The sequence below is a fragment of the Pseudonocardia kujensis genome (assembly GCF_021283305.1).
Taxonomy (GTDB): Bacteria; Actinomycetota; Actinomycetes; order Mycobacteriales; family Pseudonocardiaceae; genus Pseudonocardia; species Pseudonocardia kujensis.
Genome location: NZ_JAJSOK010000003.1, coordinates 97477 through 118487, shown reverse-complemented (window position 1 = coordinate 118487; position 21011 = coordinate 97477). Strand labels below are relative to the sequence as shown.

At 71.3% G+C, this 21011-nt stretch carries 20 protein-coding genes; 12 read left to right on the top strand and 8 right to left on the bottom strand.

What is annotated here, in order from left to right:
* Window positions 1–17 precede the first annotated feature (17 nt).
* From LWC35_RS03585 to LWC35_RS03530, 12 genes are all read left to right on the top strand, one after another.
* Window positions 18–542 (top strand): acetyl-CoA carboxylase biotin carboxyl carrier protein, encoded by a 525-nt coding sequence (locus LWC35_RS03585; RefSeq protein ID WP_232868431.1) that lies wholly within the window; start codon window positions 18–20, stop codon window positions 540–542.
* Window positions 535–1905: an acetyl-CoA carboxylase biotin carboxylase subunit gene (locus LWC35_RS03580; protein ID WP_232868430.1), complete on the top strand. Its 1371-nt coding sequence runs from the start codon at window positions 535–537 to the stop codon at window positions 1903–1905. Before LWC35_RS03585 ends, LWC35_RS03580 begins: the two co-directional genes overlap by 8 nt.
* A complete protein-coding gene (locus LWC35_RS03575) occupies window positions 1898–3367 on the top strand; it encodes a hydroxymethylglutaryl-CoA lyase-like TIM-barrel protein (protein WP_232868429.1) in 1470 nt (489 codons plus the stop codon). Before LWC35_RS03580 ends, LWC35_RS03575 begins: the two co-directional genes overlap by 8 nt.
* On the top strand, window positions 3364–4923 hold the full coding sequence (locus LWC35_RS03570) for an ATP-dependent acyl-CoA ligase (RefSeq protein ID WP_232868428.1): 1560 nt from the start codon (window positions 3364–3366) through the stop codon (window positions 4921–4923). Before LWC35_RS03575 ends, LWC35_RS03570 begins: the two co-directional genes overlap by 4 nt.
* Window positions 4920–5864, top strand: a complete 945-nt coding sequence (locus tag LWC35_RS03565; RefSeq protein ID WP_232868427.1) for a cyclase family protein — start codon at window positions 4920–4922, stop codon at window positions 5862–5864. Before LWC35_RS03570 ends, LWC35_RS03565 begins: the two co-directional genes overlap by 4 nt.
* A gap of 104 nt (window positions 5865–5968) precedes the next feature.
* A complete protein-coding gene (locus tag LWC35_RS03560; RefSeq protein WP_232868426.1) occupies window positions 5969–7297 on the top strand; it encodes an MFS transporter in 1329 nt (442 codons plus the stop codon).
* A 12-nt stretch (window positions 7298–7309) separates the two neighbouring features.
* On the top strand, window positions 7310–8449 hold the full coding sequence (locus tag LWC35_RS03555) for a thiolase family protein (RefSeq protein WP_232868425.1): 1140 nt from the start codon (window positions 7310–7312) through the stop codon (window positions 8447–8449).
* Entirely contained in the window at window positions 8449–9216 is a 768-nt protein-coding gene (locus LWC35_RS03550) for an enoyl-CoA hydratase-related protein (RefSeq protein WP_232868424.1), read from the top strand. Before LWC35_RS03555 ends, LWC35_RS03550 begins: the two co-directional genes overlap by 1 nt.
* On the top strand, window positions 9216–10151 hold the full coding sequence (locus LWC35_RS03545; RefSeq protein WP_232868423.1) for an SDR family NAD(P)-dependent oxidoreductase: 936 nt from the start codon (window positions 9216–9218) through the stop codon (window positions 10149–10151). Before LWC35_RS03550 ends, LWC35_RS03545 begins: the two co-directional genes overlap by 1 nt.
* Entirely contained in the window at window positions 10148–11155 is a 1008-nt protein-coding gene (locus tag LWC35_RS03540) for an NADP-dependent oxidoreductase (RefSeq protein WP_232868422.1), read from the top strand. The genes LWC35_RS03545 and LWC35_RS03540 overlap by 4 nt, the downstream gene beginning before the upstream one ends.
* Window positions 11152–11922, top strand: a complete 771-nt coding sequence (locus LWC35_RS03535) for an acetoacetate decarboxylase family protein (protein ID WP_308194452.1) — start codon at window positions 11152–11154, stop codon at window positions 11920–11922. The genes LWC35_RS03540 and LWC35_RS03535 overlap by 4 nt, the downstream gene beginning before the upstream one ends.
* Window positions 11919–12299, top strand: coding sequence for a nuclear transport factor 2 family protein (locus LWC35_RS03530; RefSeq protein ID WP_232868420.1), 381 nt, complete (start codon window positions 11919–11921; stop codon window positions 12297–12299). The genes LWC35_RS03535 and LWC35_RS03530 overlap by 4 nt, the downstream gene beginning before the upstream one ends.
* Before the next feature lie 24 nt (window positions 12300–12323).
* Here the strand turns inward: LWC35_RS03530 and LWC35_RS03525 are convergent, their stop codons facing one another.
* The 8 genes from LWC35_RS03525 to LWC35_RS03490 all read right to left on the bottom strand — a co-directional run bounded on the left by LWC35_RS03525 (window position 12324) and on the right by LWC35_RS03490 (window position 20892).
* Window positions 12324–13091: an enoyl-CoA hydratase/isomerase family protein gene (locus tag LWC35_RS03525; protein WP_308194451.1), complete on the bottom strand. Its 768-nt coding sequence runs from the start codon at window positions 13089–13091 to the stop codon at window positions 12324–12326.
* A gap of 43 nt (window positions 13092–13134) precedes the next feature.
* Window positions 13135–13974: a cyclase family protein gene (locus LWC35_RS03520; protein WP_232868418.1), complete on the bottom strand. Its 840-nt coding sequence runs from the start codon at window positions 13972–13974 to the stop codon at window positions 13135–13137.
* Window positions 13971–15974 carry a 3-hydroxyacyl-CoA dehydrogenase NAD-binding domain-containing protein gene (locus LWC35_RS03515; protein WP_232868417.1) on the bottom strand — a complete coding sequence of 668 codons (2004 nt, stop codon included), beginning with the start codon at window positions 15972–15974 and terminating at the stop codon, window positions 13971–13973. Before LWC35_RS03515 ends, LWC35_RS03520 begins: the two co-directional genes overlap by 4 nt.
* On the bottom strand, window positions 15971–16672 hold the full coding sequence (locus tag LWC35_RS03510; RefSeq protein ID WP_232868416.1) for a TetR/AcrR family transcriptional regulator: 702 nt from the start codon (window positions 16670–16672) through the stop codon (window positions 15971–15973). Before LWC35_RS03510 ends, LWC35_RS03515 begins: the two co-directional genes overlap by 4 nt.
* Window positions 16673–16713: 41 nt before the next feature.
* Window positions 16714–17793, bottom strand: coding sequence for an acyl-CoA dehydrogenase family protein (locus LWC35_RS03505; protein ID WP_232868415.1), 1080 nt, complete (start codon window positions 17791–17793; stop codon window positions 16714–16716).
* Window positions 17790–18983, bottom strand: coding sequence for an acyl-CoA dehydrogenase family protein (locus tag LWC35_RS03500; protein ID WP_232868414.1), 1194 nt, complete (start codon window positions 18981–18983; stop codon window positions 17790–17792). The genes LWC35_RS03505 and LWC35_RS03500 overlap by 4 nt, the downstream gene beginning before the upstream one ends.
* Window positions 18980–20446 (bottom strand): hydroxymethylglutaryl-CoA lyase-like TIM-barrel protein, encoded by a 1467-nt coding sequence (locus LWC35_RS03495; protein WP_232868413.1) that lies wholly within the window; start codon window positions 20444–20446, stop codon window positions 18980–18982. Before LWC35_RS03495 ends, LWC35_RS03500 begins: the two co-directional genes overlap by 4 nt.
* A gap of 290 nt (window positions 20447–20736) precedes the next feature.
* Window positions 20737–20892: a hypothetical protein gene (locus LWC35_RS03490; protein WP_232868412.1), complete on the bottom strand. Its 156-nt coding sequence runs from the start codon at window positions 20890–20892 to the stop codon at window positions 20737–20739.
* Window positions 20893–21011 lie beyond the last annotated feature (119 nt).

Below are 21011 nucleotides of genomic sequence, written 5' to 3'. Positions count from 1 at the left end.
GCCCGCGAAGGAGCGTCATGCCACTCACCCCCGACGACATCGGGCGCGTCCTCGACGCGCTCGACAAGTCCAGCTGGGACCAGGCCGAGATCGTCGTGGACGACGTCCGGATCGCCGTGGGTCGCAACGACCTGCCCGCCCCGGGCGCGGCCGGTGCGGTCGCCGTGGCCAACGCCCCGGCCCTCGCCGCACCCGCACCGGCTCCCGCCGCGGCGGCCCCCGCTCCCGCGGTCGCGCCCGCCGCGCCGGCCCACGCCGCCCCGGCGGAGCCGCAGCCGCAGGACACGCCGTCGGCCGACGACCACGTCCTGACGGCGCCGAGCGTCGGCGTGTTCTGGCGCTCGCCCTCCCCGGGCGCGCCGCCTTTCGTCGAGGTGGGTTCGACCGTCGCGGTGGGCGACACCATCGGCATCGTCGAGGTCATGAAGCTGATGAACAACGTCGTGGCGGACGTCGCGGGCACGGTCACGGCGGTGTTCCCCGCCAACGCCGAGCACGTGGAGTTCGGGACGCCCTTGGTGGCGATCCGGCCTGATGCCTGACCGGCTGAACCGCGTCCTCGTCGCCAACCGCGGGGAGATCGCATTGCGGATCCTGCGCGCCTGCTTCGACGAGGGTATCGAGACCGTGCTGGCCGTCTCGCAGGCCGACGTCGACTCCCAGGCCGCCCAGCTCGCGGACCGGACCGTCCTCATCGGTCCGGCCGCGGCGGGGCAGAGCTACCTGGCGATCGACCGGATCGTGCAGGCGGCGCTGTCCACGGGCTGCGACGCGGTGCACCCGGGCTACGGGTTCCTCTCCGAGCGCCCCGAGCTCGCGGACGCCTGCGCCGAGAACGACATCATCTTCGTCGGCCCGTCCGGGGACATCATGCGGCGGGCGGGGGACAAGATGACCGCCCGCGAGGTCGCGGAGAAGGCCGGTATCCCGATCGGTGGGCGCAGCACGCCACTGACCAGCAGGGCCGAGGCGGAGGAGGCCCTGGCCGAGGTGCTCGACACGGGCGGGTCGCTGCCGATGATGCTCAAGGCGTCGGCGGGCGGCGGCGGGCGCGGCATGTCGATCATCCGGGACGCCGCCGAGATCGGCGCCCGCTTCGACACCGCGCACCGCGAGGCCGAGCAGGCCTTCGGGGACGGGCGGCTCTACCTGGAGCGCTACGTCGCGAAGGCTCGCCACGTCGAGGTACAGATCCTCGCCGACGCCCACGGCACCGTCTGCCACCTCGGCGACCGGGACTGCTCGACCCAGCGCAGGCACCAGAAGCTGGTCGAGGAGGGCCCGGCCCCCGATCTGCCCACGGCGTTGTCGGAGGAGATCCGAAGCGCCGCGGTGCGGCTCGCCGAGGAGTTGGGCTACGTCGGCGCGGGCACCGTCGAGTTCCTCGTGGACGTCGACCGCGGGGACTTCGTGTTCCTCGAGGTCAACGCGCGCGTCCAGGTCGAGCACCCGGTGTCGGAGATGGTGTCCGGCATCGACATCGTCCGCGAGCAGTTACGCGTCGCCGCAGGGCTGCCACTGTCCTTCACACAGGCGGACGTCGTGCTGGATGGGCACGCGGTGGAGATCCGGATCAACGCCGAGGACCCGGAGCGGAACTTCCTGCCCACCCCGGGCACGATCACGCGCTGGGCGCTGCCGCAGGGCACAGGCGTGCGGATCGACACCTTCGCCCACCCGGGCGCGGTCGTCTCGCCCTTCTACGACTCGCTCGTCGCGAAGGTGATCTGTCACGCGCCGACCCGCGCCGAGGCCGTCGAGAAGATGATCAAGGTGTTGCGTGGCGCCCGCATCGAGGGCATCAAGACCACCATCCCGTTGCAGCTCGCCGTGCTGGAGACACCGGAGTTCCGGGCGGGCCCGGTCACCACGCGCTGGCTGGAGGAGGAGTACCTCGATGCCTGACGTCGAGTTCGTCGACCAGACCCTGCGGGACGGTCAGCAGAGCCTGTGGGGCCTGCGGATGCGCGCCTACCAGGCCGCGGACGCGCTGCCGCACCTCGATAAGACCGGCTTCCGGACGGTCGACCTGACCGGACCCGGCATGTTCACCGTGCTGCTGCGTGAGTTCGCGGACGACCCGTGGGAGTCCACGGACTTCCTCGTCCACAACCTGCCGACCAGCGAGGTACGCGCCGGCATGCGGACCACCGCGGTGATCGGCTTCGCCCAGGCCCCCGACGCGATCATCGATCTGTGGGTGCAGACGCTGATCCGCCACGGCGTGACGAGCTTCTGGATCTACGACTGCCTCTACGACATGCCGACCATGAAGCGTCTGGTCGACGTCATCCAGGCCGCGGGCGGCAAGGCGGTCCCGTCGATCATGTACGGGCTGACCGGCGTGCACGACGACGCGTTCTTCGCCGCCAGGGCCAAGGAGATGTCGAACTGGGAAGGCGTCGAGACGATCTACGTCGAGGACGCCCCCGGAGTGCTGAAGCCGGAGCGGGCAGCGACCCTGCTGCCGGCGATCCGCGCGGCGACCGGCACCATTCCGCTCGAACTGCACTGTCACGCGAGCACCGGGCTGGCGCAGCACAACTACATCGAGGGCCTCAAGGCCGGGTTCACGATCCTGCACACGGCGTCCCGGCCGATGGCGAACGGGCCGTCGCTGCCGAGCACCGAGGGAATGCTGCCGATCCTGGAGAGCATGGGCCTGTCCCATGGGCTCGACCTCGACCGGCTGCCCCCGGTGGCCGAGAACTTCGAGTGGGCCGCCCGCGACGCCGGCTTCGAGCCCGGCGCCGTCGCGGAGTACGACCCGCGGATCTATCAGCACCAGCTCCCCGGCGGAATGACCGGCACGCTGAAGAACCAGCTGGCCACCCACGGCATGGCCCACCGGCTCGACGAGGTGCTCGCCGAGATCCCGCGGGTGCGCGAGGAGCTCGGGCACCCGATCATGGCCACCCCGTTCTCCCAGTTCGTGGGCATCCAAGCGGTGCTCAACATCGTCGCGGGGGAGCGCTACAAGCTCGTCCCCGACGAGGTCGTGCACTACGCCCTGGAGCATTACGGCCCGCTCGCACACCCGCTGGACCCCGAGGTCGCGGACAAGGTGCTGACCAGCGACCGGGCCAAGGCGCTGGCGGACTGGGTCCGGCCGCAACCGAGCATCTCCGAGATCCGACGGGGCTTCCCGAAGGGCCTCTCCGACGAGGAGCTGCTGCTTCGCTACATGACCTCCGACGAGGAGGTGGACACCATGAAGAAGGCCGGCCCCATCCGCACCGACCCCCGGCGCTCAGCCAACGCGGTGGTCAACGAGCTGGTCGACCTGATCGCCGAGCAGCGCTCGGTGACGTCCCTGCACGTGTCCCGGCCGGGCTTCGAGATCCGGCTCGGGAGGAGGAACCGATGACTTCCGGCGTCGAGACTGTGGTCGCGGGCTTCACACTGCCCGCGGGGTCCGTGCCCGCGCTGATCGCCGCGCGGGCCGCCGAGCACACCGACCGCACCTTCGTGACGTTCGAGGGGGAGAGCGTCTCGTACGCGCAGCTGCACGAGCGCTCGGGCAACGTGGCGGCGGCGCTGCAGTCCCGCGGCATCCGACCCGGTGACCGGGTCGCGATGCTGATGACGAACTCGCTGGAGTTCCTGTACGTCTTCTTCGGCATCGCCCGCGCCGGTGCGGTGTCCGTGCCGGTCAACGCCTCGTCGGTGGGGGAGGGGCTGCACTACACCCTCGAGCACTCCGGCGCCGTCGGCATCGTGGTCGACGCCGAGCTCGTGGCGAACCTCGACCGGATCGACCCGCTGCCCGAGCTGGCCTGGCGAGTCGTCACCCCGGCCGCCGAGCTGCTCGTCCCCGGCACGCCCGCGGACGTCGAGATCGGGCTGCTGGACCCGATGTCGATCATCTACACCTCCGGTACCACTGGCCCGCCCAAGGGGGTGGTGCTCTCGCACACCAGCTACCTCAACACCGGTCGGTACTTCGTGAAGCACTACGGGCTCGACTCCTCCGACGTGCTGCACACCTGCCTGCCGCTGTTCCACTGCAACGCCCAGCAGTGCACCGTGATGCCGGCGCTGGTCTGCGGCGGCCGGGTGGCGCTGAACGGGAAGTTCTCGCTGTCGCGCTTCTGGGGCTGGATCGACGAGTCCGGTGCGACGGTGACCAACCTGCTCGGCTCCATGCTCACGCTGATGGAGAAGCGCCCGACCGACGAGGTCGAGCAGCGCAACCGGCTGAGGTTCATGGCGGCCGCGCCCGTGCCCGAGGCCTTGCACCGGAAGCTGGAGGAGCGCTTCGGGCTTCAGATCGTGGAGGGCTACGGGCTGACCGAGACCGGCACCATGGCCTGCAAGAACCCGGTGTCGGACACCCGCTCCGGGACCATCGGTGTGGCGATCGACCACGACGAGGTCAAGATCGTCGACCCGCAGGGCCTGGAGTGCCCGCCCGGTGTCACGGGGGAGATCCTGGCCCGCACCCGGATCCCCGGCGCCTTCATGACGGAGTACTTCCGCGACCCGGAGAAGACCGCCGAGGCCATGCGCGGCGGCTGGTTCCACACCGGCGACGCCGGCTACCGGCGCGAGGACGGCTACCACGTGTTCGTGGACCGGATGAAGGACACCATCCGCCGCCGCGGGGAGAACATCTCGTCGTTCCTCGTGGAGAAGGCGATCACCGCGCACCCGGACATCCAGGAGGCGGCCGCGGTCGCGGTTCCCTCGGAGCTGTCCGAGGACGACGTGAAGATCCTCGTCGTGCTCAAGCCCGGCGCCACGCTGGAGCCCGCGGAGGTCGTCGAATGGGCCCGCGGTCGGCTGGCCGAGCACGAGGTGCCGCGGTACGTGGAGTTCCGCGAGGACTTCCCGCGCACCGAGACCGGCCGGATCCAGAAGTACGCGCTGCGCGGCGAGGGCGTCGGGGCGGCGTGGGACCGGGAGAAGGAGGTGGCCCGGTGACCGAGCCAGCGAGGTCGCCCAGCAACGCGGTGACCGAGCCACGCTACGACGAGCTGCCCCTCCTGGGGGAGCTCGGCGTGCGGCACGCCTGGGACGTGCTCCCCGCGCCGCTGGGCACGCTCTTCCGGCTGGCGCCGGAGCAGGTCGTGCGCGCGGCAGGCCTGGTCCGCACCGGCGAGGCGTTCCCGCTGAACCTCGCGCTGGACTCCTTCGACCCACCGCTGTTCGGCCGACCGGCGACCGCGCACACCGTGTACGCCCATGACCGCAACACCTTCGAGGACACCCTCGACGCGTTCAACCCGCAGGCGTCCTCGCAGTGGGACGGCCTCGGGCACGTCCGGGCACGTGAGCACGGCTGGTTCGGTGGGCTCACCGACCAGGCCGAGGCAGCCTCGGCCCTGGGCATCCACCACTGGGCCGCCCGTGGCATCGTCGGGCGCGGGGTGCTCCTGGACGTCGCCGCGCACATGGACATCGACCCGTTCGACAACCAGGCCGTCACGGCGGAGGACCTGGCCGCGATCGCCGCGAAGTCCGATGTGGAGCTGAGGCGTGGCGACGTCCTGGTGCTCCGGTTCGGCTGGACGACCGAGTACCGCAGGCGCCAGGCCGCGGGGGACGACATGCCGTCGGCGGTGAAGGCGTGGGCCGGTCTGTCCGGCGCCGAGTCGACCGCCCGGTTCCTGTGGGACACCGGCGTCGCCGCGGTCGCCGTCGACAACCCGGCCGTCGAGCGGGGTCCGGGAGCCCGGGAGGACGGGTCGCTGCACCGGCGGTTGATCCCGGCCCTGGGTTTCGCCCTGGCCGAGCTGCTCGACCTGGATGCCCTGGCCGCCGCCTGCGCGGCGCACGGCCGTGCGGAGTTCCTGTTCGTGGGGGTGCCGCTGCCGATCCCGGGTGGCGTCAGCTCGCCGGCGAACGCGATCGCCCTGTTGTAGTTCCGACCGGCGGTTCGGGGACCGCCGGGGCACATGCTGTTCGTCCCAACCGGACGTCCCTGTTCAGTGTTGTTCAGTGTTGCTCAGTGCCGAGAGGGAACCCCATGGCCACCGACGCCACGATCTCCGAGCCCGAGGGCGGCCCCGCCGCGTCTCCCGACACCGCCGCACCGCCCCGCAACAGCCGCCGCGCCGCGATCGCGGGCGGCGCGGGCACCCTCATCGAGGGCTACGACTTCAGCTCCTACGGCTACCTGTCCGTCTTCATCGCCCCGCTCTTCTTCCCCAACAACGATCCCGTCGTCTCGCTGCTGCTCACCCTGATGGTGTTCGCCGCCGCGTACCTGGCCCGGCCGCTCGGCGGTATCGCGTTGGGCCTGGTCGGAGATCGGGTCGACCGCGGCAAGGTGCTCGTCGCCACGATCCTGCTGATGGGAGTGGCCACCACGCTCATCGGCCTGCTGCCCACCACCTCCACGATCGGCGTGACCGCCACCGTGCTGCTGATCGTGCTACGCCTGGTGCAGGGCTTCTCGGTCGGCGCCGAGGTCGCGGGCGCGGCCACCTTCGTCTCCGAGGCAGCGCCGGACCGGTTCAAGTCACGCTTCGGCGCGTTCAACCCGGCGGGCGCGACGTTCGGGTTCGGCCTGGCCGCCGCCATCGCCGGCCTGACATCCGCGCTCACCACCGCGGACCAGATGGCCGAGTGGGGCTGGCGGATCCCGTTTCTGCTCTCGCTACCACTCACGGTCGTCTGCTTCCTGATCCGCCGCCGGATCACCGGCGAGGCGCACCCGGTCGCGAAGATCGACGGCAAGAAGACCTCGCTGCTCGACGTGATCCGGGTCGGCTGGCGCGCGATCCTCAAGGGCGCCGGCCTCTCCGCGGCCGTCAACGGCACCGCCTACTTCGGCCTCACCTACGTGAGCATCCACCTGATCCAGCGGCTCGAGTACCCGAAGACCGCCGTGTACTGGGTGACCACCGCCGTCGTCATGATCACCGCGCTGCTGATGCTGCCCGTCGGACGCCTCGGCGACCGGGTCGACCTGCCGAGACTCGGCGCGATCGGCATGGTCGGGTACCTGGCCGTCACCTGGGTCGCGATGTGGCTGATGGGCTTCGGCAGCCTCGCGCTCGCCGGGGTGGCCTTCCTCGCGATCATGGTGAACAGTGCGTTCCTGCAGGTCACCGGCTACTCGCTCTCGCCGGAGATCTATCCGCGGGCTATCCGCTTCACGGGCACGTCCCTGGGCTGGAACCTCGGCGTGATCATCGCCGGCGGCACCGCGCCCGCCCTCTGCGTGTGGCTCGTCGAGACCACCGGCAACCCGACCTCACCAGCCTTCTTCGTCATGCTCGCGGCCGCGATCGGCCTGGTGTCGGTCTGGGCCATCGCTCGCGGCCCGCGCCCGGGCCGCGCCGAATCCTGAGAGGACCATCCCGTGCGTGATGCCGTGATCGTCGAGGCGGTACGGACCGCCGTCGGCAAGCGGAACGGCGCCCTGGCCGCCGTCCATCCGGTGGACCTGTCGGCGCACGTCCTGGAGGCGGTGGCGGCACGATCCGGGATCGACCCGGCCATGGTCGACGACGTCGTCTGGGGATGTGTGTCCCAGATCGGGGAGCAGACCTTCGACATCGCGCGCAACGCGGTGCTCGCGGCGGGCTGGCCCGAGTCGGTCCCGGGTTTCACCGTCGACCGGCAGTGCGGGTCGTCGCAGCAGTCCATCCACTCCGCAGCGGCCGGGCTCATCGCGGGCCAGTACGACGCCGTCGTCGCAGGCGGCGTCGAGTCCATGACCCGCATCCCCATGGGCTCCTCCGCCAACGGGCAGGACCCGCTCGGCCCCCGGTTCGCCGCACGCTACGGCGTGGTCCCGAACCAGGGCCAGGGCGCGGAGATGATCGCCGAGAAGTGGAACCTGTCCCGCACCCGCCTCGACGAGTTCGCACTCCGCAGCCACGCCCGGGCCGCTGCCGCCCAGGACGCGGGCCTGTTCGACGACGAGATCGCCCCCATCGATGTCGACGGAGAGGCCGTGGCCAGGGACCAGGGCATCCGCCGCGGCGGGACGGTCGAGAAGCTCGCCGAGCTCAAGCCCGCCTTCCGCCCGGACGGTGTGGTGACCGCGGGCAACGCCTCGCAGATCTCCGACGGCGCCGCCGCCCTGCTCATGACGACCTCGGAGCGGGCCGCGGAGCTGGGTCTTCGGCCGATCGCGCGGGTGCACACAGCCGTCCTCGCCGGCTCGGACCCGATCATGATGTTGACCGGCCCGATCCCGGCGAGCGAGAAGGCGCTCAAGCGCTCCGGGCTGACCATCGACGACATCGGTGCCTTCGAGGTGAACGAGGCTTTCGCGTCGGTGCCGATGGCGTGGCAGGCCGAGACCGGCGCCCCCGACGCGTTGCTCAACCCGAACGGAGGCGCGATCGCCCTGGGCCACCCGCTGGGCGGCTCCGGCGCCCGCATCGCCACCACGCTGCTGCACCACATGCGCCGCAACGACATCCGCTACGGACTGCAGACCATGTGCGAGGGCGGTGGCCAGGCCAACGCCACCATCTTCGAGCTGCTCTGATGGAGGACCTGCTCGTCGAGCACTGGGGGCACGTCGCCCGGGTCACGATCGACCGGCCGAAGGCCCTCAACGCCGTCACGGTGGCGATGGACCTCGAGCTCGCGCGGATCTGGGATGTGCTGGACCCGGACCCCGGGGTCAGGGTGATCGTCCTGCGCAGCTCGGGGGACCGGGCGTTCTGCGCGGGCGGGGACGTGCGCGAGGAGGGGGCGCGGCCCCGGATCGCCCTCGGCGGTGGGCTGACCGGCGTCGGAGGGCCTCTCCGGACCCTGCGCACGCCGCTGGTGTGTGCGGTACAGGGCTACGCGCTCGGCGGCGGGTTCGAGCTCGCCGTCTGTGGTGACGTGATCGTCGCAGCGGACACGGCACGCTTCGGGATCACCGAGGCCCGCATCGGGAATCTCGCCGAGGTCGGGCCGGTGCACCGGGCGGTCCGTCAGCTCCCGCAGCGCGTCGCGATGGGGATGATCCTCACCGGCGAGCACCTCACGGCGGACCATGCGCTCGCGCACGGACTCGTCAACGAGGTCGTCCCGGCTGCGGAGCTGCATGCCGCGGCGGACCGCTGGGCGGAGCGGATCGCCGAGTGCTCGCCGCTCGCCGCGCAGGCCGCCAAGGACGCGGCGCTCTCCCGGGTCGGATGGCCGCTGGAGATCGCGCTGTCCACCCGCTACGAGCCGATCGAGCAGTACGCGACCAGCCACGACAGGGCGGAGGGGCTGGCGGCGTTCGCCGAGCGGCGCGCCCCCCTCTGGGAAGGACGCTGATGGAGCTCCGACTCGACGGCCAGGTCGCCGTCGTCACCGGTGCCGGGCGCGGGCTCGGCAACGCCTACGCCCGGCTGCTGGCCGAGCGGGGGGCGAAGGTCGTGGTCAACAACCGGATCAGGCCTGGTCACGAGGACCTCACACCGGTTGCGGAGGAGGCCGCCGAGGTCATCGTCGCGGCGGGCGGCGAGGCCGTCGCGGACACCTCGGACATCGGGGCCGCGAGCGGTGCCGCAGACCTCGTCGCGCACGCCCTCGACGTGTTCGGCCGCCTAGACATCGTTGTCAACAACGCCGGTGTCGTGCAGTTCCACGAGTTCGCCGACTACCCGGACGACGAGTTCGAGCTCATGGTCGACATCCACCTACGCGGCACCTGGCGAATCAACCGGGCCGCCTGGCCGCACCTGGCGAAGCAGGGCTACGGCAGGATCGTCAACACCGTCTCGCGAGGTGCCTTCTTCGGCGATCCCCGGGGCGCGGCCTACGCCTCCTGCAAGGGAGCCGTCCTGGGCATGACCCGGGCCCTCGCGGTGGAGGGCGAGAAGGTGGGCATCGCGGTCAACGCGATCTCACCGACGGCCTGGACGCCGCTCTACGCCAGCGCGCCCGACGTGCCCCCGGAGCGCCGCGAGGTCCTCGAACGGGACTTCCGCGCCGAACAGGTTTCTCCGGTCCTCCTGCTGCTGGCCCACCCCCGCTGCGACTTCACCGGTGAGGTCGTCGCCGCCGCGGGCCGTCAGGTCAGCCGGTTCTTCCTGGGGCAGACCGTGGGTGCGGAGCTCAGCCTCGACCCCACGCCGGAGGAGGTGCTCACCCGGCTGCCCGATGTCTGGGACGAGACCGGATACAACCCGGTCGGTCTCGTGAACCCCGTACAGCGGGCACAGAAGACGCCCACCGCCGAGGTGCCCCCCTCGGCGCGACGGTCGTGACCTCGCGACAGGGGGTCCTGATCCGACGGCCGGAGGGTCGCCTGCGTCACGGCGACATCGGCCTCGTCGAGGTCCCGGTGCCGGATCCGGGACCCGGCCAGCTCGTCGTGCGCAACACCTGGATGTCGCTCGACCCGTCGATGCGGGTCCGCATGTCCGGGGGCTCGGACGACTACCTGCCGCCCTTCGCCATCGGTGAGCCACTCGCGGGCTGGGCGGTGGGGACCGTCGTGGCCTCTCGCTCCGCCGCCTTCGCCGAGGGAGATCTGGTCATGCACGGCTCCGGCTGGCGTGAGCACGCCCTCCTCGACGAGGCCGGGCCGGGGCCTGTGACCCTGCGCCCCGAGCGGGTTCCCGACGACGTGCCGGCGCGGTGGTACCTGGGCCCCCTCGGCTGGGTCGGGCTCACCTCGTGGGTCGGGCTGCACGACGTCGCCGCGCTCACCGACGGCGACCGGGTCTTCGTGTCCGGAGCCGCCGGTGCGGTGGGCGGGCTCGCCGTGCAGATCGCCGCCCTGCTCGGGCACGAGGTGATCGGCAGCGCGGGGACCGCGGAGAAGGTGAGGCACGTCCGTGCGCTCGGCGCATCGGTGGCCTTCTGCTACCGGGACGGGCCGGTCGCGACGCTGCTGGCCGCGGTGGCGCCGGACGGCATCGACGTCTACTTCGACAACGTCGGCGGCGACCACCTGGAGGCCGCCCTGGACCTGCTGCGGCCGGGCGGGCGGGTGGCGCTCTGCGGTGCGATCGCCGGCTACGACGAGCCGGTCCCCGGCCCCACCAACCTCTTCAACGCCGTGGCTCGCGGCCTCACCCTGCGCGGCTTCATGGCGCGGATGTACCCGCACCGGCTCGGGGAGTTCCGGGAGCGGATGCGGGAGTGGCTCGCGACGGGTTCGATCGTCTACCCCGAGACGGTGCACCACGGGCTCGACGCTGCGCCCGCTGCATTCGCGGATCTGCTCGGCGGCGGGAACGTCGGAAAGGTGCTGGTGGAGCTGTGAGTTTCCTGCGACCTCCGTCCGACGCCCTCGCCACACCTCGGTTCGTCGGTGAACAGTTGCAGGTGCGCTTTCGCACCGATCCGGACGTGTATTGCAGGCTGCTGCCGCCGCCGCTCGAGCCGGCCGAAGAGCCGCTCGCCGTCGCCGCCGTCGGGTCGTGGCGCAGCAACTGCGTGGGCGACTACGCAGGCGGCAGTGTGGCGCTGGCCGCGGTCCATACAGGCGACCCGGGTGGGTTCGCCGTCGGGATGTGGATGGACTCCGAGCCCGCCGTGCTGTTCGGCCGTGAGGTGTTCGGAGAGCCGAAGAAGCTCGGCATCTCGGAGCTGGTCCGCGAAGGTGCGCAGGTCCACGGCTGGATCGAGCGCAGCGGCGTCCGGCTGGTGTCCCTGCGAGCGTCCCTCGACGCGGAGGCGGGCCCGTCCGAGACGACCAGGCTCGCCTTCAACTACCGCGCCCGCACGACCGCGGACGGCCGATCACTCGACGGCCCCGCGGTCCTCACCCGGACCACCTTCGCGACGCGCCTCGACACCCGGTCCACAGGCACCGGCACGGTCACCCTGCGCTCCGGCCCACACGACCCGGTGGGAGAGATCCCCGTCCTGGAGGTGCTGGGCGCGGAGTACCAGGTTCATGACCTCCGCGCGACCTGCGTGCCCGCAGCCGAGGTGCCCGGATCGCAGTTCCTGCCCTATCACCTGGGCCGTCAGGACGACTGGCGGCTACTGGACACGTTGGACCCCAACCAGAAGGAGAAGTCATGAGCGACAACGACGTCACGGCCCTCGCCGAGGCCTACATCGAGGCCTACAACAGCGGCGACCTGGACCGCATCGCCGCCACCCTCGCCGAGGACGTGGAGATCACCCACCACAACCGCGGCGCGCACGCCAAGGACAAGGCGGCGGCCATGGAGATGTTCACCGGCGCCGGTCAGGTCATGCCGGACAAGCACTTCGAGGGCCGGATCAACCTGCAGGTCACCGGCCCGGACAGCGTCGTCGTCCGCCACGTGTTCGTGGCCAACCCCAAGGTCGACATCCCGGGGTTCGGCCCGGCGGGCGAGGAGATCCGCCTCGAGCTCGCCACCTTCCTGCGGTTCGCCGACGGTCTGCTCGTCGAGTACAACGACTTCGGCTGATCAATGACGGAGTGGGCCCCGTCGTCACACGGGGTCCACTCCCCCGACCGGATCGGCCTGCAGCCAGACCCGCCGGTGCTCCGGCGGAACCTGCAGATACGCCTCGAGCGCAGGGGCGGAATCGGCGCCGAGCTTGGCACGGAACGCGCATTCCGAGCCCTGTTCCAAGGCGGCGCGGAGCGAGAGTCCGGCGCCGCGGTGCACCAGCCGCTTGGCCATCGCCACCGCCGTTCGGGGCATCGTAGCCATGCGTTCGGCATGCGCCACGGCGGCGCCGACGGCGAGCGCCTCGACGAGGCCGAGCTCGTAGGCCTCCTGCGGGGACAGTGGCGTCGCGGAAAGCCCGTGTAGGAGCGCAGCACCGGTCCCGACCAGCCGGGCCATGCGAGTGAGGCCGCCCGCGCCGGGCACGATCCCGAGCCGGACCTCGATCAGCCCGTGCCGGTGGTCACCCCATTCACCCACGCGCACGTCGGCGGCGAGGGCGAGCTCGAAGCCCCACCCCATCGCGTCGCCGTTGAGCGCCGCGATGACCGGGAACGGGAGGTCGTGCAGCCGCAGTGTGAGGGCCTGCGCGACCCCACCGCGCTCCGGCGCCGTGATCGGGTCCATCGCGCGTTGCGAGGTCAGGACCTCGTCGGCGTCGAAATGCGTGATGAACCGGCCGGGGACCCCGCCCGCGAGAACCACCGCCCCGACGTCCTCAGCGACCCACCGGTCGAGCCGTGCGTCCAGGTCCGCGAGACCCGCGTCGGTGAAGTAGCTCATCGGCGGGCGCGACCAGCGAGCCACCACGACCCGGCCACGTCGTTCCTCGCTCCAGCTCCCGGGCTACTCACAGCCCGACGACCGCCAGCGGCCGGATGGGAGAGCCGGTGCCGCCCTTGATCCGCAAGGGGGCGGCGGTGAAGAAGAAGCCGTCGTAGACCCGGTCGGCGGCGAGCTTCTCCAGGTAGACCGACTCCATGATCGGGACGCCCGCCTCGACCAGGAAGTGCACGTGCACGTTCATCGACGGCACGGTCCACTCCGGCTTGTGCTCGAAGCTCGCGGTGTCCGCACCGACGGCTCGGATCCCTCGCTCGGTCAGCCAGCGGGCACCGGAGATCGACACCCCGGGCACGCCGAACCCGGTGCCCAGGTATCGCGTCGGTTCGTCCCAGTGCAGCATCCGCCCGGTCCGGAACAGGACGATCGAGCCCGGCTCCGGGGCCGGCCGGTCGGCGAACCAGCCTTCGAGGGTGTCGGCGTGGAAGCCGTCCTCGTGGGTCATCTCCCGCCCGTAGATCTCGGTGCCGTCGACCAGGTGCCCCGGCCCGACGAGGGGCGGCAGCTCCTCGACGGACCCCACCGGCACACCCTCGGCCGTGGACTGGGCGGCAGCGACGTCCCGCCCATCGGAGATGCACCCGTCGAGCGCGACGTGGCCGAGCGAGTCGACGTGCGTGCCGCAGTGCCCCGGCATGCTCATCAGCTCCATCGCCGCGGTGATGCCGCCGGGGTAGACGTGGTCGCCGTGCTTCTGGACGAGCTCGTAGCGGAACTTCGGATGCGCCGGGTGCTGCGTCATCCCCTCCTCGAGACGGACGGCGAGATCGTAGACGCGGGACGCACCGGAGGCGGGCCAGGCCGCAGGACCTTCCCAGACGTCCCCGCCCCAGACAGCTGAGGTCATGATCGAGCTCCTTCAACAGTGGGTGCGACCTCGTCGAACAAGGCGGCGACGGCGGTCGGGAGGGCCCCGTCGGACGCGGGTTCGAGCAGCGCGAACGTGACCGGGCAGGAGGCGTACACCGCGGCGAGCGTCTCCACGACCTCGTCGGTGGGACGGCGAGCGAGCGCGCGTATCGGGCCACCGAGGAATCTGGGGAACGCGAAGCCCTCGGTGAGGGCGACGTCGACGTCCGAAGCACGTCGGGCGACACCGGAGGCGACGACCGCCGCCGCAGCGGCGATCATCGACCCGAGCACCCGCCGGCGGATCTCCTCGCCGCTCACCCGGCGCGCGCTGACACCGGCCTTCGCCCGAGCCTCGTCGATCAGCACGTCGACTGCCGGGTCGGCTTCGCCTCGTGGGGCGTTCTCCGAATAGCGGTACCAGCCCGCTCCGGTCTTGCGCCCGAGCCTGCCCGCCCCGCAGAGGGCGTCCGCGATCGTGACGTAGCGCTGCCGAGGATCGCGGGTGGGTGCGAGGCGCTTGCGTCGCGCCCAGGCGATGTCCAGCCCGGACATGTCCGCCACGGCGAACGGCCCGACGGCCAAACCCAGCCCACGGCACGCGGTGTCGACGTCCTGAGGAGAGGCGCCGTCCTCGACCAGGAACTCGGCCTGTGCCCGGTAGTCCGCGTAGACACGGTTGCCGACGAAACCGTCGCCGACGCCTGCCGGGATGCCCGTCTTGCCCAGTGTCGCCACGACCGCGGCGAGCGTGGCGGCGGTGTCGTCGTCCGTGCGGGCGGTGCGGATGACCTCGACGAGCGGGTTGCGGTCCGGTGGGTTGAAGAAGTGCAGGCCGGCGAAGCGCTCGGGTCGCGCGAGGCCCGCGCTCATCTCGTCCAGATCCAGGTAGGACGTGTTGGACGCGATCACGGTGCGCAGTGGGAGCAGCGGCTCGACGGCGCTCAGTAGCTCCTGCTTCACCGCCATGTCCTCGAAGACGGCCTCGATCACGAGGTCGGCTCCGGCGAGCTCTTTCAGGGCGGGGGATCGGCTGATTCCGTCCGGTAGGCGGGCGAGGGCGTCCTCGTTCGTGTCGACGACCGTGACGGCCAGTCCCTTCGCTGCGAAGGTCCTGGCCAGGGCTGCGCCCATCGTCCCGGCTCCGATGACCCCGACGGACTCCACTCGTCGGGCTGTCCCCGGGCCGCGGAGGTCCTTCGCCGTGGCCTGGCGCGCGAAGAACAGGTAGCGCAGGTTCTGCGCCTCCTCGCTGCGACGGAGCTCGTGGAACAGCGCCCGTTCCTCGGCCAGAGCCTGGTCGAAGGGGATCCCGGCCCCGCGGACCACCGTCTCCGCCGCGCGACGGACGTTCGGTCGAGCGCGGCTAGGCAGGGTGGCGTCGAGGTCGACCTCGACCGCATCGACCGGAAGGTCGCGCGTCCGACGTCTCCTGCGCAGGGCGCGCACTCGGGCGACGGCCTCGTCGAGCAGCGTTTCGGCGGCGACAACGGCGTCGACGAGGCCCAGGGCGAGTGCCTCGTCCGCCGGTACCTGCCGCGCGGAGGTGACCAGATCGACGGCGGCAGGCACGCCCACCAGGCGCGGTGCGCGTACCGTGCCGCCGGCGCCGGGGAGCATGCCGAAGGAGACCTCGGGGAATCCGAACCGCGCGCGGGGATCGGCGAGGCGCAGGTCGCAGCCGAGGGCGAGTTCCAGACCGCCGCCGAGGGCGAGCCCGGTCACCGCAGCCACGACCGGAACGGCCAGCGCCTCGATCGTGGCGATCACGTCGGGCAGCTGGGGGTCGGCGAGTTCGCGGTCGAACTCGCGGAGGTCCGATCCCGCGCAGAAGTGTGGGCCCGCGCTGCCGATCACGACGCCGTCGAGGTCGGCGGGGAGATCCGCGAGCGCGCCGGCCAGTGCTGCGCGCTGCGCGTGGGTGCCGGTGTTGACCGGTGGGTTGTCCAGCAGCAGGACGGCGGTCCGGCCACGCAGCTCGGTGCTGACGAGTGTCATTCGGGCTTCCTCGAAGGTGAGGGCTTTCGACGGCGGCGCGGAGCGGGCGTCGGAAGTTCCTTGGGGTCGTCCGGGTGGGTCAGCAGGCGCATGCCCATGTCGGCCCACACCGTCGCGATGGTCTGGGGATCATCGGCACCAGAGGGGCGGTACCAGTCGTTGATGCTGCTGAGCGAGCCGAGGACGAAATACGTGGCGTAGCGGGTGGACAGCCCGGGGGGGACGTCACCCGCCTCCTTCGCCTCGTCGATGAGGCGAATCAGGACGTCGTCGTAGTACGCGCGCTGCGCCACGACCTCGTCGTAGAACTCCCCGGTCAGGTAGCGCCATTCGCGGGCGTAGAGCGAGGCGCGCTCCGAGTTGGTGAGGAACCACTCCGCGTACTGCTGCAGGTACGCGTGGATGCGCTCCAGCGGCGGGGCCTCGAGCGCCTCGACCCGGGCCACGACCTCCATCGCGCCCGCGTGCGAGTCCTCGAAGATCCGTCGGAGCAGCTGCTCCTTGGAGGAGATGTAGTAGTAGAGACTGCTCTTGAGCATGCCGAGCTCGTCGGCGAGGTCCTGGATGGACGTGGCGGCGAAACCCTTGCGGTAGAAGACGCCGATCGCCTTCTCCAGCACCTCGGAGTCCCGGGTGCGGGCCTTGCGTTGGACATAGGTCCGCCGGCCCGCCGCGTCCGCTCCGCCCTGCTCAGCCACGTCGTACCCTCCCGGTTCGTGATCGACCACCGTAGCCGGGCTCAGCCCCAGCCCAGAGCGGCGACCTGCTCGGCCCGGTGGTCGACGAGAAGCCCTCGTAGGTCGCGGTCGGCGACGGCCCGGCGGTAGTAGAGGCCGATGTCGTGCTCCTCGGTGAACCCGATCCCGCCATGGAGCTGGATCGCTTCTTCGGTCACCTCCTGAGCGGCCTGCGCCGCAGCTATCAGCGCAGTACGCGTCGCCAGGGTCGCATCGGCGGGGGAGCCGCGGCCGACCGTCGCCGCGGCTCCGTGCACCAGCTCACGCGCCAGACTCACTGCGACGGCGGCGTCGGCCATCCTGTGCTTGAGCGCCTGGAAGCTCCCGATCGGCTTGCCGAACTGATGCCGGGTGCCGAGGTACTCGAGCGTCATGTCCAACGCCTGCGCCGCCCCGCCGACGTGGGTCGCGGCGAGGTTGATGTCTGCCGTCGCTCGGGCCAGGGCGACTGCGTCCGGTGTCGCGGCCAACTCCGTGACGGGTGTGCTGTCGAACGTCACCCGGAAGATCCGACGGGAGGGGTCGGTGCTGGGCACTCTGGTGGTTGCGACCCCCGCCGCCGTGGTGTCTGCGATCAGCACCGTCTCCCCGCGCGCGATGACGAGGACGTGCGCAGACCCGGCGTCGAGAACTCGGCTCGCTGTGCCGGTGAGGGCGTCCGCAGCGCGGTCGAGGGTGGACGTCGGGTCGTCGACCAACGCCGCGATCCGGGAGCCGGCGGCGACCGCTCGAACGAGATCCCGCGCCACCGGGTCCTCGCAGCCCAGCAGCACGGGCAGAGCGAAGCCCGCTGAAGCCAACAGCGGACCGACGGCGACCCCGCGGCCCAGCTCCTCGCAGAGGACAGCGAACTCGGACGGACCGTAACCCGCTCCGCCGAGGTCCTCGGGCAGGGCGAGAGCGGGCCAGCCCATCTCGGCCGTCTCGGCCCACACATTGCCGTCATATCCGGAGTCCGTCCGGCAGAGCGCGCGCAAGGTCTCGCCCGGCTGTCGTTCGGCAAGGAACCGCCGCACGACCGCGCGGATCTCGACGGCGTCGTCGTCGTGGTTCAAGGGTTCGGTGAGCAGCGCGCGTGTCATCGGGGCAGCCCCAGGAGTCGTTCGGCGATCACCGTGCGTTGGATCTCGGTAGTGCCTGAGTAGATGGACTTGGCGCGCGAGGCGAGCCGATGATGGATGGCGACCCGCAGGTCCGTCCCGGTGAGCTCGGCCGCGTCGGCGCTGAGGTCGGCGACGTCCTTCGCGAGCTCGCCCCAGACGAGGTTGGTGACCGACCCGGTCTCCGCGATCCGACCACCGGCCTCGGCGAGCAGGGCGAGCCGCACGTTCAGGGCGCGCAGCTCCTGGCAGCGCCGCCACAGGTCCACTGCACGTCCGCCGAGGTCGGCGCGCGCGGGCTGCGAGACCCTTGCACCCGCCGCCCGCACGGCATCGCGCGCGTCGACCAGCTCCACGAGCAACCGCGCGTGATCCGTGTAGCCAGGATCGCCGCGCTCGAACTGGAACAGCGTCATCGCGGCGGACCACCCTTGCCCCGGCTCGCCGACGACCCAGCTCGCGGGGCAGTGGACGCCGTCGAAGAAGACCTCGGCGAATTCGTGGTCGCCGCTGATCTGCTCGATCGTCCGGATCGTGACGCCCGGCTGGTCGGTGGGGCAGATCAACAGCGTCAGTCCGCGGTGCCGGACGGAGTCCGGCTCGGTGCGGGCGAGCACGAAGCAGTAGTCGGCGCGGTCGGCGAAGGTCGTCCAGATCTTCTGGCCGTCGATCACCCAGAAGCCACCGTCGAGCCGGGCCCGCGTGCGCAGCGAGGCGAGGTCCGAGCCGGAGTCCGGCTCGGAGAAGCCCTGGCAGAACAGGTCCTCGCCGGACAGGATCCGCGGCAGGAAACGCTGCTTGAGCTCCTCGGTGCCCAACTGCATCAGTGTGGGGCCGAGCAGGATCATCCCTGGGGTGTTGGCAGGCTCGGGAGCGCGATGCAGCGCGAGCTCCTCGTAGGCCATGAGCTGGGTCAGCGGCCCGTCGGCCCGGCCGCCGTACTCTCGGGGCCAGGTGAGCCCGGCCCACCCGCCGCGGTGCATCGTGGCCTGCCAGTCGCGACGCTGCGCGAACAACGCGTCCTCGCCCTCGGGTGCGGGCCCGGCCGGAACGTGCTCGGCGAGCCATGACGCGAACTCGGCGCGAAAGGGGTGGTCGAACGGGACGGCCGGGTTCTCCGGCCCGAGGATGGAGCGGTCGAGTGCGGTACGAACCTGCGGGATCGTGGTCACTGGCCCCTCCGGCTCAGGGCGACGTGCAGGCCGGGGCGGCTCACCGAGACCGACGTCAGAGTGGCGCGCTCGGCGATCAGGTCCTCCAGCTCGGTCACGATGGCCGCAGAGGCCCACCGGGGGTCGGTGCGAATCGGGCCCGCTGCCTGCATCCGATCCACCTCCTCGTCGGAGGTCATGAAGCGCAGCAGGAGCTCCTCGTCGCTCATGCCTGGGGCGTAGCGCTTGCGGATTTCGGCGAGGCTCGGCGCGGGTCTCTCCCAGGTGGCGAGCTGTCGGGCGCGGGGGCTCGACAACACCCGGTCCTTCACGGCCGGGTCGACCGGGGCTGCCAGTGGGCCGTAGTGCTCCAGCACGTAGTGCACGACCTCGTCCGGGACCATCGAGTATCGGTCGCCGGTCACGACGTTGAGCACGGCCTGAATGCCGACGAACTGGGAGAACGGTGTCGCCATGATCGGCTCGCCGAGCTCGCGCCGGACCCGGGGGATCTCGTCGAGGACCTGCGGGAGCCGGTCGGCCATCCCGTGCGTGGCGAGCTGGTTGCGCAGGGTGCCCATCATCCCGCCGGGCACCTGGTGGTGGTAGACGCGGGGGTCGTACTCGGCGACCTCGCCCAGCGGGCGTCCCTCGGCGCGCGCGGCCCGGGCGAAGTTCTCGGCCACCGGTGCGAATCGGTCGGTGTCGAGCGAGTGCGTGTGACCCAGTGCCTCGACGACGGTCACCATGCTCTCCGTCGACGGCAGCGAGACGCCGTTGGCCAGGGGGCGGGACGCGGTGTGCAGCCAGGTGAACCCGGCCTTCATCCCCTCGATGTAGTTGTGCTGGGCGAGCCCCGTGGTGGAGTGGCAGTGCAGCTCGAGCGGGATGTCGCCGGTCGCGGCGCGGATCGCGGGAAGCAGGGTCGCCGCACGCTCCGGCTTGAGGACGCCGGCCGCGTCCTCGACATAGAGCGTCTGCGTACCCGGCCACGACGCCATCTCCTTCGCCTTGGCGGCGAAGAAGGCGTCGTCGTGCACGCTGGTCAGGCCGTACATCACAGCCGGGACCGCTGTGCCGCCCGCTGCGGTGATCACCTCGGAGAGCCTGCGCATGGTGGGCAGGTCGAAGAGGCAGTCGTAGAGCCAGAAGCTGGTGACCCCGTGCTTGATCAGCGTCTGTGCCCAGAGATCGATGATGCACTCCGGCGTGTGCGCAAAGCCGATCACGCTGATCGTGCGCAGCCCGGATCGCAACTCGTTGCCACGCAACCCGTTCACGAGGAAGTCGGTGGTGGCCCAGGGATCGTCGGCGTACTCGCGGAGCAGCACGGTGAACATCCCCGCGCCGGTGAGGTCGACGACACGGAAGCCCGTGCGGGCGATGTCGGATAGCGCTTCGGCGGCCTCGTAAGCACGCATCCGCATGCCCCAATGGCTCTGCTGCCCGTCGCGCAGTGTCTGGTCGACGAACTCGATGTGCATGCCGCGCGCTCCCGACAGTTTCGACCGATCGTTCGGTGAAAACCTAGGCGAAGCGAGCTGCCCGGTCAATGCCAGACGGCGAGATCAGCTGGGCCGCTGGCGCGGCTTCGCCCTGTGGACCGGGTGGGCCGCTTACTCCGCCTTCGGGAGGCCACCATGGCCATCACGCGCGACGGCGAGGAGGCCGCTCAGAACATTCTCGGGCAGGCGCGCCGCTGGCCTTGATCGTGTCCGGGGCGACGGCCGGTTCGTCCACCGACCTGCCAGGCGGAGCACTGTGTCGCGCATGATCATCGACGGCTCGCGGGGTTGAGCACGATGATGGCCTTGCCACCGGCGGCTCCGCCGACGACCTCCGCGTCCCCGGCCAGGCCGCTGCGGGCGCGGAGCGACTCGGTCAGCTGGGCCGTCGTCCAGACGTGGTCCGGCGGTGCCGCGATCGTCATGCTTGCGTCCCTCCGTCGGTCGCCGTCGTCCGGATGGCACGGCGCCACGGATTTGGTCGCACCTACAATGGTCTGATCGAAAGAGCTGCACGCCCGGTTGACCCAGGGGTACCATCGGT